At 62.9% G+C, this 14,605-nt stretch carries 13 protein-coding genes; 10 read left to right on the plus strand and 3 right to left on the minus strand.

What is annotated here, in order from left to right; translation table 11 throughout:
- Nucleotides 1-19 precede the first annotated feature (19 nt).
- The 4 genes from dut to BKX98_RS02520 all read left to right on the plus strand — a co-directional run bounded on the left by dut (nucleotide 20) and on the right by BKX98_RS02520 (nucleotide 2,378).
- Nucleotides 20-478 (plus strand): dUTP diphosphatase, encoded by a 459-nt coding sequence (gene dut / locus BKX98_RS02505; RefSeq protein ID WP_073706044.1) that lies wholly within the window; start codon nucleotides 20-22, stop codon nucleotides 476-478.
- Nucleotides 479-516: 38 nt separating this feature from the next.
- Nucleotides 517-1,206 carry a DUF3710 domain-containing protein gene (locus BKX98_RS02510; RefSeq protein ID WP_073706045.1) on the plus strand — a complete coding sequence of 230 codons (690 nt, stop codon included), beginning with the start codon at nucleotides 517-519 and terminating at the stop codon, nucleotides 1,204-1,206.
- Nucleotides 1,207-1,209: 3 nt separating this feature from the next.
- Nucleotides 1,210-1,584 (plus strand): hypothetical protein, encoded by a 375-nt coding sequence (locus BKX98_RS02515; protein ID WP_073706046.1) that lies wholly within the window; start codon nucleotides 1,210-1,212, stop codon nucleotides 1,582-1,584.
- A gap of 62 nt (nucleotides 1,585-1,646) precedes the next feature.
- Nucleotides 1,647-2,378 (plus strand): DUF3159 domain-containing protein, encoded by a 732-nt coding sequence (locus tag BKX98_RS02520; protein ID WP_073706047.1) that lies wholly within the window; start codon nucleotides 1,647-1,649, stop codon nucleotides 2,376-2,378.
- Here the strand turns inward: BKX98_RS02520 and BKX98_RS02525 are convergent.
- Complete coding sequence (locus tag BKX98_RS02525) at nucleotides 2,375-3,040, minus strand: TrkA family potassium uptake protein (RefSeq protein ID WP_038991861.1); 666 nt, start codon at nucleotides 3,038-3,040, stop codon at nucleotides 2,375-2,377. The genes BKX98_RS02520 and BKX98_RS02525 overlap by 4 nt on opposite strands.
- A gap of 15 nt (nucleotides 3,041-3,055) precedes the next feature.
- Entirely contained in the window at nucleotides 3,056-3,733 is a 678-nt protein-coding gene (locus tag BKX98_RS02530) for a TrkA family potassium uptake protein (RefSeq protein ID WP_038991859.1), read from the minus strand.
- A gap of 145 nt (nucleotides 3,734-3,878) precedes the next feature.
- Between BKX98_RS02530 and BKX98_RS02535 the strand changes: the two genes are divergently transcribed.
- From BKX98_RS02535 to acnA, 3 genes are all read left to right on the plus strand, one after another.
- Nucleotides 3,879-5,873 (plus strand): APC family permease, encoded by a 1,995-nt coding sequence (locus BKX98_RS02535; protein WP_073706048.1) that lies wholly within the window; start codon nucleotides 3,879-3,881, stop codon nucleotides 5,871-5,873.
- 30 nt (nucleotides 5,874-5,903) lie between these two features.
- A complete protein-coding gene (locus BKX98_RS02540; RefSeq protein ID WP_073706049.1) occupies nucleotides 5,904-7,226 on the plus strand; it encodes a class I SAM-dependent RNA methyltransferase in 1,323 nt (440 codons plus the stop codon).
- Between the two features lie 164 nt (nucleotides 7,227-7,390).
- Nucleotides 7,391-10,126, plus strand: coding sequence for an aconitate hydratase AcnA (gene acnA, locus BKX98_RS02545; protein ID WP_174787688.1), 2,736 nt, complete (start codon nucleotides 7,391-7,393; stop codon nucleotides 10,124-10,126).
- A 97-nt stretch (nucleotides 10,127-10,223) separates the two neighbouring features.
- Here acnA and BKX98_RS02550 read toward each other — a convergent pair whose 3' ends face one another.
- A complete protein-coding gene (locus tag BKX98_RS02550) occupies nucleotides 10,224-10,838 on the minus strand; it encodes a class I SAM-dependent methyltransferase (protein WP_073706051.1) in 615 nt (204 codons plus the stop codon).
- A gap of 153 nt (nucleotides 10,839-10,991) precedes the next feature.
- Between BKX98_RS02550 and BKX98_RS02555 the strand changes: the two genes are divergently transcribed.
- The 3 genes from BKX98_RS02555 (at nucleotide 10,992) to BKX98_RS02565 (ending at nucleotide 14,570) form a co-directional block, all read left to right on the plus strand.
- Entirely contained in the window at nucleotides 10,992-11,846 is an 855-nt protein-coding gene (locus tag BKX98_RS02555) for a phosphotransferase family protein (protein WP_073706052.1), read from the plus strand.
- Nucleotides 11,847-12,015: 169 nt separating this feature from the next.
- A complete protein-coding gene (dxs, locus tag BKX98_RS02560) occupies nucleotides 12,016-13,983 on the plus strand; it encodes a 1-deoxy-D-xylulose-5-phosphate synthase (protein ID WP_073706439.1) in 1,968 nt (655 codons plus the stop codon).
- Nucleotides 13,980-14,570, plus strand: a complete 591-nt coding sequence (locus BKX98_RS02565; RefSeq protein ID WP_073706053.1) for a DUF402 domain-containing protein — start codon at nucleotides 13,980-13,982, stop codon at nucleotides 14,568-14,570. Before dxs ends, BKX98_RS02565 begins: the two co-directional genes overlap by 4 nt.
- The last annotated feature ends 35 nt before the right edge of the window (nucleotides 14,571-14,605 follow it).

Consider the following 14,605-nt stretch of genomic DNA (forward strand, 5'->3'; position numbering starts at 1 on the left):
CGGGGGAAGACCTACATCGATGAGTGAGCCATCAATTTCCATTGCCATCAAGATGCTTGACACCGATTTGCCGGTCCCCAGCTACGCGCATCCTTCGGACGCCGGTGCTGACTTGCATGCTCGCGAATCCCTTGTGCTGGAGCCAGGTGCCCGCGCGCTCGTTCCTACCGGCATCGCGCTAGCCATCCCGCATGGCTACGTTGGTCTGGTGCACCCACGCAGCGGCTTGGCAACCAAGCACGGCATTACCGTGGTAAATGCACCGGGTACTGTTGACGCTGGGTACCGGGGTGAGATCATGGTCACCTTGTTGAACACCGACAAGTCCGAGTCCTTCGAAATCAGCCGGGGCGACCGAATTGCCCAGCTGGTTATCCAGAAAGTCGAGCAGGCGGCCTTCATCGCAGTGGATTCGCTGGAGGACAGCGCCCGCGGCGCAGGCGGATTCGGTTCGACCGGCGGATTCAACTCCAAGTAAGTACCCTTGAGAGCAAGACAAGATTTTCTAAGGACACCATGATTTTCAAGCGCAAGAAGGCCAAAGAGCAGCCAGTCGCCGAACCAGCTGAGGATGCAGCCCAGAACGAGCAGGAGCCGAAGACCGGCCCGTTCGACTATGACGACATCGAGAATACGCAGGAGTACCTGGACTTCGGCTCAATCCTGATCAAGCCGGTAGCCGGCTTGAAGGTCCGCATGGACGTTGAAGAGTCCAACAAGCGTGTTATCGCGGTGTCGCTGGAGATCGCCGAGTCGCGGATCCAGTTGATGGCTTTCTCGTCTTCGAAGTCCGAGTCGCTGTGGCCAGGCATCAGCGACAAGATCAAGAGCGACATCAGCGCCCAGAACGGTGAAATCTTCACCCGTGATGGCGAGTACGGCCAGGAGCTGCTCGCCAAGGTGCCGCAGCAGCTGCCAGACGGCCGCGCCGGGCATGTTGCGCTGCGCTTTGTCGGCATCGATGGCCGCCGCTGGTTCCTGCGTGCAGTCATTGGCGGCGCGGCCATCGGCAACGAGGAGGCCGCCAACATTGTCGACGGGATTCTGCGTGACGTCGTGGTCAATCGCGGCGACAAGCCGCTGCCTCCGGCTGAACTTCTGCCATTGAGCGTCCCGTCCAATGCCCAGGCCCGTCCGGCAACCCCCGAGCAGAACCCTGAGCTGAAGCGTCCAGAACGCGGACCAGAGATCACCCAGATCGGCTAGAGAATGTCGCTGAAGGACAAACCCGTCACTCCGCAGCTCGGCCCCTCGGGCCAGAAGCCCACCTACCAGCGGCTGGACAGCCTGGAACAGCTGCCATCCAAGGGGCGGGTCGAGCACACCGGGTACGTCCAATCGGTGAGCTACTCCGCGCCGAATGTCGCCCCGGGGCTGACCGCTGTAGTGGTGGATCGGCTCGGTACCGTGTCGGCCCGTCGCGGAACTGTGCCGCATGTTCGCTTGGCGTTCATGGGACAGAAAACCGTTCCGGGCATCAAGCCGGGCGTGAAGGTGGAGTACTCGGGAATGGTTGCTCCTGTGGATCAGATCCCGACGATCTTCAATCCGCGCTACGTCATCGTGCCGGAAGCCCGTCGATGACCGGCGACGGCCACTCAAGGATTCGAGAACGCCAGCCAGCTGGCGTCTAATTGGAAGTAGGCATGGTGAACAACGACGCATCCCGTCCGGACGATGATTCCGCACCGGAAACTAAGCATCCGAGTTTCGCCGAGATGATCGGCTCGAACTCCAACATCACGCAAAACGCTGACGGCGGAATTGACTTGCTCACCACCGTTGGCGGCGTGCGCGGCATCCTGGAAACCGTGCTTCCCGGTTTCGTGTTCATCATGGTCTTCGCGCTTACCAGCAATCTGGGCTGGGGGCTGATCGCCTCGATCAGCCTCGGCATCGTGTTCATGATCATCCGCCTGGCCAAGCGCTCGACGCTGATCCAGGCAGGCTCTGGGCTGATCGGCATCCTGATCTGCGCCTTCGCCGCACGGACTTCGGGCAATGCCAAGGACTACTACATTCCGGGGTTCTACGTGTCTGCCGCCTATCTGGCGGGACTGCTGATTTCGGTGATGGCCCGCTGGCCGCTGATCGGCCTGCTCTTCGGATTCATCCGCAATGAAGGCACTGAATGGCGCAAGAAGCCCGAACGCCTGCGCCGTTACCAGGTGGCTACCTGGATCATCATTGCTGTTTTCGCGCTGCGCCTGGCGGTGCAGATCCCGATGTACATCGCAGATGATGTCGTGGCCCTGGGCTTGGCCCGTGCCCTGATGGGAGTGCCGCTGTATGCGGCGGGGCTGTGGTTCGCGTGGCTGGTCTCGAAGCCGGCGGCCGTAGCCGGCGACGAGACCAGCACGCCCAAGCCAGCGGCCTAGCGGGTGGCGTCGCGCAACGTGCGGCGCAGCAAGGGTTCTGCGTGCGGGGTGGTGATGAAGAAGATTTCATCGCCACCCTCAATCACATCATCGGCACTGGGCGGGAACGGCGTCTTGTCGCGGACCACTGCCATCATGGTGGTGTCTTCGGGCCACGAGATGCGCCCGATGCTGCGGCCGATCAAGGCCGAATCGTGCGGGACTGTGAACTCGACCATGTAGACCTCGCCGGTCTTCAACGTCAGCAGCCGCACCAGGTCCCCGACCTCCACGGCTTCCTCGACCAGCGCGGTCATCAGCCGCGGCGTGCTGACCGCAACATCGACGCCCCAGGCATCGTCGAACATCCATTCATTCTTCGGATTGTTCACGCGGCCCACAGTGCGGCGGATGCCAAATTCGCTCTTGGCCAGCAACGAGACCACAAGGTTGACCTTGTCGTCGCCGGTCGCCGAAACGACCACGTCGTACTCTTCAAGCTGCGCCTGCTGCAAGACAGCTAATTCGCAAGCGTCGCCAATCAGCCACTTCACCGCTTCAAGATCTGCGCGTTCGGCCATTTCCGGTTGCAGATCGATCAGCAGGACTTCGTGGTGGTTGATGATTAGTTCACGGGCAATGGAGGAACCGACCGAGCCGGCCCCGGCAATCATGACCTTCATGGGATGCCTCTCAGGTTATTCGTTGGTCTGCGCCGCTGGCGGGCTGGCAAGGATCTTTTCCACGTCTTTGGACTCGTCCAGCCGCATCATCACATGCACCAGGTCGCCGCCCTGCAGCCGGGTGCGGTTCTCCGGGATGGTGCCTTCGCCGAAGCGGGTCAAATAGGCCACGCGCACCCCGGCGGCGGCTTCCAGCTCCTTGACCAGGTGGCCATACCAGTCGCGGTGCAAGGCCACTTCGGACAGCACCAGGCGTCCCGAGGGCTCCCGGAAGTCCCCGCGCATCGAATAGTCCGGCAGGATCCGGCGAAGCACCTGATCGGTGCTCCAGCGGACCGCTGCCACGGTGGGGATGCCCAGTCGCTGATAGATCTCCGCTCGTCCTGGGTCATAGATGCGGGCCACGACGTGGGGCACGTTATAGGTTTCGCGCGATACGCGAGTGGCGAGAATGTTGGAATTATCACCGCTGGAAACAGCTGCGAACGCGTAGGCCTCGCCAATTTTGGCAGCGTCCAGCGTGTCCTTGTCGAATCCCATGCCGGTCACCGTGGTGCCGGAGAAATCCTTGCTCAGCCGGCGGAAGGCATGCGGGTCCTGGTCAATGACTGCCACGGAATGCCCCGCCGAATCCAGCGTGTGGGCCAGCGCGACACCGACGCGTCCGCACCCCATGATCACGAAATGTGCCACCGAGAACTCCTTGGTTTTGCTGCTTGCCGCGTGCCGCTTGGCGCCCACGGGCTGTGTGCTACGAATGCAACAATAGCGCTGATCGCGCCCAGTTTATCGATGGTGAAGCACGCCCGCGCCGTGCACCCTGCGATAACGTTGTGTCGTGCCTGCATTATTTGACGGTTTGAAGCGGATCCTGGTGGGCCGGCCTTTCAGCACTGAACAGCTGAAAAAGAAGCCGTTGCCACCCAAGGTCGCGTTGCCGATTTTCTCCTCCAGCGCCCTGTCGTCCTTGGCGTACGCGCCGGACGAGATCCTGCTGACCCTGGCCATTGCGGGCATCGCCGCGACCGCGCTCTCGCCAATGGTTGGACTGGCGGTCCTCGCGGTGCTGGTGGTGCTGGTGCTGTCCTACCGCCAATCGGTAATGGAGTACCCTTCCGGTGGCGGCGACTATGAAATCGTGAAGAAGAACCTCGGTGCACGTCCGGGCACTGCGGTGGCCGCGGCGCTGCTGGTCGACTTCGTGCTCACCGTTGCTGTTTCCAGCTCGTCGGCGGCCCTGTATCTTGCCGCCATTTTCCCTGCAGTGGCCGAATACAAGGCGTGGGTGGCCGCCGCCCTGGTCGCCTTCCTCGTGGTCGGCAATTTGCGCGGCAAAGGGCAAGGCCGCTGGACGCTGGCCATCCCGGTCTACCTTTTCGTCATCGGCATGCTGCTGCTGGTGGCCATTGGCGGCGTGATGGCGCTGACCGGTTCCCTCGGGCTCGCCCCGAGTGCGGACTTCACGATTGTGCCGGAGGCCGAGTTCGCCAATGGCCTGCATGGCGTTGTCGGTGCGCTGCTGATCCTGCGTGCCTTCAGCACGGGGTCGGCCGCGTTGACCGGCATCGAGGTTCCGATCTCCAACGTGCAGACGCTGGCCAAGCCGCGGGCGAAGAACGCGGCGCGGATCCTGCTGGTGCTGGGCCTGCTCTCCGGCGTGCTGACGCTGGGCACGCTGATGCTTGCCCGGGCCACCGGCATCAAGGTCGTCGCCGATCCGCAGGCCTCGTTCCTGCTTCACGGCGAGCCGATCCCCGAAGGCTTCGTGCAGATCCCGGTGTTGGGCCAGCTGGCCCAGGCGGTGTTCGGCGACTTCACCTTCGGCCTGGTGATCGTCTCGGTGCTGACCATTGCCGTGCTGCTGCTGGCCGGCAACCAGGCCTTCAATTCCTTCCCGCTGCTGGCCAGCCATCTGGCGACCGACGGCTTCCTCCCGCGCCAGCTGCGCACCCGTGGCGATCGCCTTGGCTTCTCCAACGGCATCCTGTGCCTGGGCATTGCCGCGATCGCGCTGGTGCTGCTGTTCCAAGGCGATGTCACCTTGCTGGTCCAGCTGTACGTGGTGGGCGTATTCGTTTCCTTCACCCTGAGCCAGCTGGCCATGCTCAAGCACTGGAAACGTGTTCTGGTGCCCATTGCAGACCGCAAGATCCGTGCGGCCAAGCAGCGCAAGCGGCTGCTGAACCTGCTAGGCCTGGTGCTCTCGGCGCTGGTGCTCGTGGTCGTCTTGGCCACCCGCCTGGTCCATGGTGCGTGGCTGGCCGTGCTGGGCATTGCCGTCCTGATGGTGATCATGGATTCGCTGCAGCGGCACTACCAGAAGGTCGACGACGAGCTGGCGGTCGACGAGGACTCCGCCGTCACCGCATTGCCCTCGCGCGTGCATGCGCTCGTGCTGGTATCCACCGTGCGCAAGCCGGTGCTGCGTGCCCTGGCCTTCGCCCGCGCTTCGCGTCCCTCGAAGCTTGAAGCGATCATCGTGGACGTGGAACGCGGCAAGACCGAAAAGACCCTGCAGGATTGGGAACGGCTGCAGATCCCGGTGCCGATCACTGCGCTGGCCTCGCCGTATCGCGATATTCCCGGAGCGCTGATTGAGCATATCCGTTCCATCAAGCGTGAATCGCCGCGGGAACTGATCGTCGTGTACATTCCCGAATATGTCGTGGGCCATTGGTGGGAACAGCTGGTGCACAACCAAACCGCGCTGCGCGTGAAGAACCGCCTGCACCATGAACCGGGAGTAGTGATTGCCTCGGTCCCGTGGCGCCTGCTCAGCGCCTCGCATGCCCTTGGCGGAGGCCCGACCGAAGAATCCTCGGCGCACCGCTGAATTGACTGCTTCTGAAGAAGGACTGGAACGATGACTGACACTCCAATGCTCACCGTCCGCTTGGGCAAGATTGCCCATGGCGGGCACACCGTCGCCCGCCACGAGGGCCGGGTGATCTTCGTGCGCCATGGCATTCCCGGCGAACTGGTCAAGGTGCGCCTGACGGACAGCGCGCCGGAGGCCAAGTTCTGGCGTGCCGACGTGGCCGAAGTGCTCGAAGCCAGCGAGCACCGGGTGCCGCACTTCTGGGATGCAGCTGATGCCTTGAAGCACCGCGATCCGGTGGGCGGCGCAGAGTTCGGCCACATCATCCTGGAGCACCAGCGTGAGCTGAAGTCGCAGGTGGCTGCCGAGCAGATGACCCGGCTGGGCGGCCTGAACGCGGAAGACTACAACTTCCCTGCGGTGCAAGCGGTCAAGGGCTCGGTCGATGGCCTGGGCTGGCGCACTCGGATGTCGTATTCCGTAGACGCCCAGGGCAGACTGGCAATGAGCGCATTCCGCAGCAACCAGTTGACCGGCATTGCGCAGATGCCCTTGGCCCATCCGGCCATTGAAGCCACCGGGCTGTACTCCGTGGACTACACCGGCATTGAACGTGTCGAAGCCGCGGTATCCAGCCAGGATGACCGAACCGTGCTGATCTTGCTGGCCGAGGCCAAGCCCGGCGCCGCGGCAAAGGTTGCCAAGCAATTCGCCGAGGGCGTCAACGTCGCCTCGTTCAGCCAGCAGGGCGGCTCGGCGGCCGACGGCAAGGGGCGGCTGCAGGTTCTGGCCGGTTCGGCGTACCTGACCGAAAAGGTGCTGGGGGAGAAATTCCGGATTACCGGGGAAGGCTTCTGGCAGGTGCACCGCGAGGCGGCCAGCCTGCTGACCCGGCGCGTGATCGAGCTGACCGAGCCGGCCGCCGGCGAGCAAATCGCCGACCTCTATGCCGGTGCCGGCCTGTTCTCCGTTCCGCTGGCCAAGGCGGTTGGCCGCGAGGGCCGCGTCTTCTCGATTGAGGGTGCTCCGGGCACCCATGCGGATGCGAAGAAGAACCTGCGCTCCTACTCGCAGGCCACGGTGATCCGCGGCCGTGTTGAGCGAGTGTTACGGCAGGTCGCCCGGGACGCTTCGCTGGATGCGGTGGTGCTTGATCCACCCCGTACCGGAATCGACAAGCAAGTCGCCGCGGAGCTGGCCGCCAGCGCTGTTTCGCGGATTTGTTACGTGTCCTGCGACCCTGCGGCTTTCGCCCGCGATACCGCGCGCTTGATGGCCCGAGGCTACGAATTAGAGCACATGGAGATTCACGATTTGTACCCGCACACCCACCATATGGAGTCCATCGGGCTGTTTGTGCGCCGTTAAGCACCTGAAAGTGTCCGTTTAGACACGAATTTGGACCAAAATTTATTCCGAGGAGTCTTTTTGCGGGCTTTGGCGATAGACTGTTTTTAGCTCTGCCGCGCTAGGAGCCTGACTATCTCAGTTAGGAACTCCTAACTGGAATTGAAGTGTGCGTGTGCAACAGAATGAGTGTCTGGCGAGAGGAGTCCCACGTGAGCAATGTGGACAGCTTCGGTGCCAAGGGCGTACTTGACGTCAATGGAACCGAATACGAAATTTACCGACTAAATACGGTTGAAGGCTCGGACAGCCTTCCTTACAGCCTTAAGGTTCTTCTTGAGAACCTGCTTCGCACCGAAGACGGCGCGAACGTAACCAACGAGCACATCAATGCACTGGGTCAGTGGGATGCTTCGGCTCAGCCGAACACCGAAATCCAGTTCACCCCCGCTCGTGTCATCATGCAGGACTTCACCGGTGTGCCTTGTGTCGTCGACCTTGCCACCATGCGCGAGGCCGTCAAGGACCTGGGCGGCGACCCGACCCGCGTGAACCCGCTGGCACCGGCCGAAATGGTCATCGACCACTCCGTGCAGATCGACACCTTCGGCTTCGAAGGCGCCGTCGAGCGCAACATGGAGATCGAATACCAGCGCAACGGCGAACGCTACCAGTTCCTGCGCTGGGGCCAGACCGCGTTTGACGACTTCAAGGTCGTTCCTCCGGGCACCGGCATCGTGCACCAGGTCAACATCGAGTACCTGGCCCGCACCGTCATGACCCGCGAGGTAAACGGCGTGCTGCGCGCCTACCCGGACACCTGCGTGGGCACCGACTCGCACACCACCATGGTCAACGGCCTTGGCGTGCTGGGCTGGGGCGTCGGCGGCATCGAGGCCGAAGCAGCAATGCTCGGCCAGCCTGTCTCCATGCTGATCCCACGCGTTGTCGGCTTCAAGCTGTCTGGCTCGATTCCAGCTGGCGCCACCGCAACCGACGTGGTGCTGACCATCACCGAAATGCTGCGCAAGCACGGTGTTGTCGGCAAGTTCGTCGAGTTCTACGGCGACGGCGTGGCCGAGGTGCCGCTGGCAAACCGCGCCACCATCGGCAACATGTCCCCGGAATTCGGCTCGACCGCCGCCATGTTCCCAATCGACGATGTCACCCTCGACTACCTGCGCCTGACCGGCCGCAGCGAGGAGAACGTTGCACTGGTCGAGGCCTACGCCAAGGAACAGGGCATGTGGCACGATCCAAGCCGCGAGATCCGCTTCTCGGAATACCTCGAGCTGGATCTGTCGACCGTGGTTCCATCGATCGCCGGCCCGAAGCGCCCGCAGGACCGCATCGAGCTGTCCTCCTCGAAGGAGCAGTTCCGCAAGGACCTGCACAACTACGTATCGAACGCCGACGACACCCAGGGTGCTGGCCGCCCATCGGTAGCCGTCGAGGTCACCAAGGAAGATGGCACCCAGTTCACCCTGGACCACGGCCTGGTTTCGATCGCTTCGATCACCTCGTGCACCAACACCTCGAACCCTTCGGTCATGCTGGCCGCAGCCGTCCTGGCTCGAAACGCCGCTGACAAGGGCCTGACCTCCAAGCCATGGGTCAAGACCTCGGTCGCCCCAGGCTCGAAGGTTGTCACCGAGTACTACGAGAAGTCCGGCCTGCTGCCATACCTGGAGAAGCTCGGCTTCTACGTGGTCGGCTACGGCTGCGCCACCTGCATCGGCAACTCCGGCCCGCTGGACACCGAGATTTCCGAGGCTATCCAGGCCAACGACCTCGCAGCAACCGCAGTGCTCTCGGGCAACCGCAACTTCGAAGGCCGCATCAACCCGGACGTGAAGATGAACTACCTGGCTTCCCCGCCACTGGTCATCGCCTACGCCCTGGCTGGCACCATGGACTTCGACTTCGAGACCGACGCACTGGGCCAGGACGCCGAGGGCAACGATGTCTTCCTGAAGGACATCTGGCCATCGCCAGTCGAGGTCCAGGAGATCATCGACTCGTCGATCGACAAGGAAATGTTCGCCAAGGGCTACGACGGAGTCTTCGAGGGCGACGCACGCTGGAAGGCACTCGACACCCCAGAGGGTTCGACCTTCGCATGGGACGAGAAGTCGACCTACGCACGCAAGGCACCGTACTTCGAGGGCATGACCGCTGAGCCTCAGCCAGTCCAGGACATCAGCGGCGCCCGCGTGCTGCTGAAGCTGGGCGACTCGGTCACCACCGACCACATCTCGCCTGCAGGTTCGTTCAAGTCGGAAACCCCGGCTGGCCGCTACCTGATCGAGAACGGCGTGGATCGCAAGGACTTCAACTCCTACGGCTCGCGCCGCGGCAACCACGAAGTCATGATCCGCGGCACCTTCGCCAACATCCGCATCAAGAACCAGCTGCTGGACGGCGTCGAGGGCGGCTTCACCCGCGACTTCACCCAGGAAGGTGCTCCGCAGGCCTACGTCTACGACGCTGCAGAGAACTACAAGGCCGCCGGCACCCCGCTCGTCGTTCTAGGCGGCAAGGAATACGGCTCGGGCTCCTCGCGTGACTGGGCTGCCAAGGGCACCGCACTGCTGGGCGTCAAGGCCGTCATCACCGAGTCCTTCGAGCGCATCCACCGCTCGAACCTGATCGGCATGGGCGTTCTGCCACTGCAGTTCCCAGAGGGTGAATCCGCTGATTCGCTGGGTCTGACCGGTACCGAGACCTTCGCAGTATCCGGCGTGACCGAGCTGAACAACGGCACCACCCCGAAGACCCTGAAGGTTACCGCCACCGCTGAAGACGGCAAGGTAACCGAGTTCGACGCCGTTCTGCGCATCGACACCCCAGGTGAAGCTGACTACTACCGCAATGGTGGCATCCTGCAGTACGTGCTGCGCCAGATCGCCGCTGCCAACTAGCAGATCCACCTCGACTACGGTCGAAGCGAATCTCTAAGTAGCTCCGCATCGCGCGAAGACCTGAGACCCAAGGCAATTGCCTTGGGTCTCAGGTCATTTAAGCACGCTTGTGCGCGCTCAGATGGCCATGGGTGCGGGCAGCAGGCCGGGTGCGAGTGGCACCTTCCAGCACGCCAAAGCCCGACCGTTCGAGGATCTCGCCCAGTTCCACGGGCGGCCAATACCAGGCGGGGGCGACCTGATGGCCAAAGACTTCCAGCTGGTCCCCGGCAAAGAAGCCGAGCAGCAGCTTCCCGCCAGGCTGGAGCACGCGGGCCAACTCGTCCAATATGGGTGGAAGATCTGCCGGGGCAGCATGGATCACCGAGTACCAAGCGAGCACCCCGGAAAACTGCTCGTCGTCGAATGGCAGGTGCGCCAGATCGGCGCGCAGGAAATCGGGCTGCTGGAAGGTGCGCCGTGCGAAGTCCAAGAACTCCGGCACCAAGTCGACGCCGGTGGCCGGCCGATTGCCATCGGCAATGAACTGCGTCCAATGCCCGGGACCGCAGCCAGCGTCCAGGACTGGTCCGTGCAGCTGTGCGGCCCACGCCGCAATCAGTTCCCGGTCCTCAGCCACCGCCTGCTCCGGTGAACCGAACAGATCGATATACGCCTCGGCCACCTGCGAGTAACGAGCGGCGGTTTGGCCCGAGCGTTGCGATGCTTCCATGCGACAAGCCTAGCGAGCCGCAGGGGCCTGGAGAACAATCCTTGCTAGGCTCAGGAAAAATACCAGTCATGGAGGTTGCATGGAAGATCTGGCGGCGAATCGCCCGTCTCCTCGTCAATCTGGGGCCAGCACGTTCCGGCACGGACGCCAGCGATGAATGCGCTGAGCCTTGATGCCTTGGTGCCAGCACCACACGCGCAACGGATACGGCAGTGGCTGGGTGACGTCGAGGTTGTAGCCGACATGTCGTGGAATCTTGGCGACACCAAAGTGCTGCACCTGCAGGCGGGGACGAAGCACGTCGTGGCCAAGACCGGGGGAGAAGAGAACCACCACATAGTGCGTGAGCTGCTGGCGCACCGCCGCTACACGGGGCCGCTGATAGAAGCCGGGCAAGCAGCCAAGCTGCTGCACGCCAGCGATTCCTTGCGCTTGATGATTCTGGACTTCCAGCCAGGCGAGCTCAGTGCGGGCAGGGAATATGAATTCGACCCGGAGTTCCATCGTCAGGCCGGCGCGGCGCTGAAGCTGCTGCATTCGCAAGCGCAATGCCTGGATCCCGGCTATGAAGCTCGGCTGACGCAGAAGTTTCTCGCGCTCCTGGAACGCGAACATCGGATCGAGCCAGCGGCTTGCCGGCAGATCGAGCAGATGCTCAGAAGCTATGAACCGCAACCAGCCGTCTTGGTGCCGACCCACGGGGATTGGCAACCGCGCAATTGGCTGGCCGATCAAGGCGAACTGCGAGTTATCGACTTCGGCCGCTTCGAATTCCGCCCAGCTGCCAGCGACCTGGCCCGGCTGGCTGTCCAGCAGTGGAGGGTGCGTCCAGATTTGGAAGCCGCTTTTCTCCAGGGATATGGCCACGATCCACGGGAAGGCGAAGCCTGGCGGATCATGCAATTGCGCGAGGGACTTGGAACGGCAGTCTGGGCTCACCAAGTTGGCGACAGGGACTTCGAAGCCCAGGGGCTCGAGATGCTGGCCGAAACGCTGGCGCAGGCATGAACCAGCTAAAGCGCATGCCTTGACCCGGCAGGGTAGCGAACGTCATTGCCGGGAAATTAGCACCAGCAGGAACGTTGGCGGATAATGAAAGAAGCCTTGGACGCGGTAAACTGGGTATTTCGCATGGGCTTTCCAGCCTATCGTCGGCGAATTTGTGAAGGGGATGAACGTGTCTTTACTGAAGACCATCAAGAAACCAAGCGACCTGCGGGCGCTTACCCTTGAACAGCTCGGCGACTTGGCAGAGGAAATCCGCAGTTTCCTCATCGACAATGTCGCACGGACCGGCGGGCATCTGGGCCCGAACCTCGGCGTGATCGAACTGACCCTGGGCATCCACCGCGTCTTCGATTCCCCCACCGATTCCATCGTCTTCGACACGGGGCACCAGTCGTACGTGCACAAGCTGGTGACCGGACGCCAGAACTTCGAGACCCTGCGCCAGCAAGGCGGGCTGTCCGGCTATCCCGACCGCGGTGAATCGGAACACGACGTTGTCGAGTCCTCCCATGCCTCCTCTTCGTTGTCATGGATTGACGGCATTTCCCGCGCGAACAAGCTGATGAATCACAATGACCGCTACGCCGTGGCGCTGGTCGGCGATGGCGCCCTGACCGGCGGCATGGCCTGGGAAGCGGTCAACAACATCGCTGCCGACAAGGACCGCAAAGCGGTCATCGTGGTCAACGACAACGGCCGCTCTTACGCCCCGACCATCGGCGGCCTGGCCAACCAGCTTTCCGGCCTGCGCCAGCAGCTGGACAAGTTCCGCACCCACCCCGCGTACGAGAACGCCATGGACAAGCTCAAGGTCAAGCTCAAGGGCTCGGGTCCCATCGGCGACTTCACCTACAAGTCTCTGCATGCCACCAAGAAGGGCATCAAGGACTGGTGGGCTCCGCAGGGATTGTTCGAAGACCTTGGCCTGAAGTACATCGGCCCGATCGATGGGCACAACCAGCGTGCCGTAGAAGAGGCGCTGCAGCAGGCGAAGCAGTACGCCGGCCCGGTGCTGGTCCACGCCCTGACCGAGAAGGGCCATGGCTACGCCCCGGCACGCGCCGATGAAGCCGACCAGTTCCACGCTGTTGGCGTAATCGATCCGGTCACCGGGCTGCCAGTGTCCAAGCCCAGTGCACAAAGCTGGACGAGCGTCTTCGGCGAGGAAATCGCCGCTGTGGCCAATGAGCGCGAGGACATCGTGGCGATCACCGGCGCCATGCTGCAGCCGGTGGGCCTGAAGCAGATGTCCCAGGAGCACCCCGACCGCGTGATCGACGTTGGCATCGCCGAACAGCACGCCATGACCACCGCGGCAGGCCTTGCCTTCGGCGGCCTGCATCCTGTCGTCTGCGTCTACGCGACCTTCTTGAACCGCGCCTTCGACCAGCTGCTGATGGACGTGGCCCTGCACAAGGCCGGAGTCACCATCGTGCTGGACCGTGCAGGAGTCACCGGCCCGGACGGCGCCAGCCACCATGGCATGTGGGATATGGCGCTGACCCAGATCGTGCCGAACCTGCACCTGGCCGCACCACGCGATGCGGACCGCTTGCGCGAAGAACTGCGCGAAGCCCTGGATATCGACGATGCGCCGAGCGTCGTGCGGTTCTCCAAGGGCTCGGTGGGAGAGCCGGTGGAAGCCGTGGATCGCCTGCCTGATGGCGTGGACGTGCTGGCCCGGCTGGGGGACCGGTCGGCGCCGGATGTCCTGATCGTTTCGGTCGGTGCCATGAGCGAGCTGTCGCTGGATGTTGCCCAGCGCCTGAACAGCCAGGGTGTGTCGGTCACCGTCGTCGACCCGCGCTGGGTTCTGCCGATGCCGAAGTCGGTGATTTCTCTGGCTGCCCGCCACCGCATCGTGGTGTGCATTGAGGACGGCGTGCGTGCCGGAGGCGTCGGTTCGCGCCTGCGCACCGAGATGCGTGCTGCGGGGGTGGACACCGCGTTGAACGAAGTGGGCCTGCCTACGGAATTCCTGGCTCACGGCACCCGTGGAGAGGTGCTTGAACGCGTCGGCTTGACCTCCAAGCAGGTAGCCCGCGATACGCTCGCACAGGTGCTCGGTACCAAGGTGCCTTTCGCCCGCCCGCTGCCTGGCCAGGACCTTCCCACCGGACAGATCCCGAAGCTGTGAGCACCTTGAGAGGTTGCCCGGCAGATCTGCCCCGCAGCCCTGAGAACATCGGCTTCGGCGCGCTCGTTGTCGCGCGCGCGTGGAAGTTCGACGGGAGTCCGCACTGGGTTGTCCCGGGCTTCTACCTTGGACAGGACGAATTCGGCCACTGGCTGCATCAGCCAGCCGGTTCCCTGGTCGCCCGTCCAGGAACCGCCCACCTGGCTGCCACCAACGCGTTGTGCCTGATCCCGCATCGTGGAGACTGGGTCGCCACGATGTATTCGGATGCCTCAGAGGATTTCGATGTCTACATTGACCTGTCCAGCAATGTCGGTTGGTTGCAGATGAAACGTGACGCGTGGGAAATCAACTCCATTGACCTGGATCTGGATGTCATCCGTTCCCGGAGCAAAGGCACGTTCCTTGATGACGAGGACGAGTTCGCAGAGCACGCGCTGTCGATGGGGTATCCGCAAAAGCTCCAGGATTCAGTTCGCGATACCAGCGAACAGCTCTTGGAATCCGTGGCGGAGAATTCGCCGCCGTTCAACCATGCTCATCGGGAATCATGGTTAGCTAAAGTCGCGGGCCTCCCGACAGCCTGAAGCTGTCCAAGAATTTCATACTTGAATGATTCACT

This window comes from Glutamicibacter sp. 0426 (assembly GCF_001906485.1).
Taxonomy (GTDB): domain Bacteria; phylum Actinomycetota; class Actinomycetes; order Actinomycetales; family Micrococcaceae; genus Glutamicibacter; species Glutamicibacter nicotianae.

Coding starts and splice junctions, on each gene's coding strand:
- BKX98_RS02520 (WP_073706047.1), top strand. CDS start 1,647: ATGGTGAACAACGACGCATCCCGTCCGGACGATGATTCCGCACCGGAA.
- BKX98_RS02510 (WP_073706045.1), top strand. CDS start 517: ATGATTTTCAAGCGCAAGAAGGCCAAAGAGCAGCCAGTCGCCGAACCA.
- BKX98_RS02515 (WP_073706046.1), top strand. CDS start 1,210: ATGTCGCTGAAGGACAAACCCGTCACTCCGCAGCTCGGCCCCTCGGGC.
- BKX98_RS02550 (WP_073706051.1), bottom strand. CDS start 10,838: ATGGAAGCATCGCAACGCTCGGGCCAAACCGCCGCTCGTTACTCGCAG.
- BKX98_RS02540 (WP_073706049.1), top strand. CDS start 5,904: ATGACTGACACTCCAATGCTCACCGTCCGCTTGGGCAAGATTGCCCAT.
- BKX98_RS02525 (WP_038991861.1), bottom strand. CDS start 3,040: ATGAAGGTCATGATTGCCGGGGCCGGCTCGGTCGGTTCCTCCATTGCC.
- dut (WP_073706044.1), top strand. CDS start 20: ATGAGTGAGCCATCAATTTCCATTGCCATCAAGATGCTTGACACCGAT.
- acnA (WP_174787688.1), top strand. CDS start 7,391: ATGAGTGTCTGGCGAGAGGAGTCCCACGTGAGCAATGTGGACAGCTTC.
- BKX98_RS02555 (WP_073706052.1), top strand. CDS start 10,992: ATGAATGCGCTGAGCCTTGATGCCTTGGTGCCAGCACCACACGCGCAA.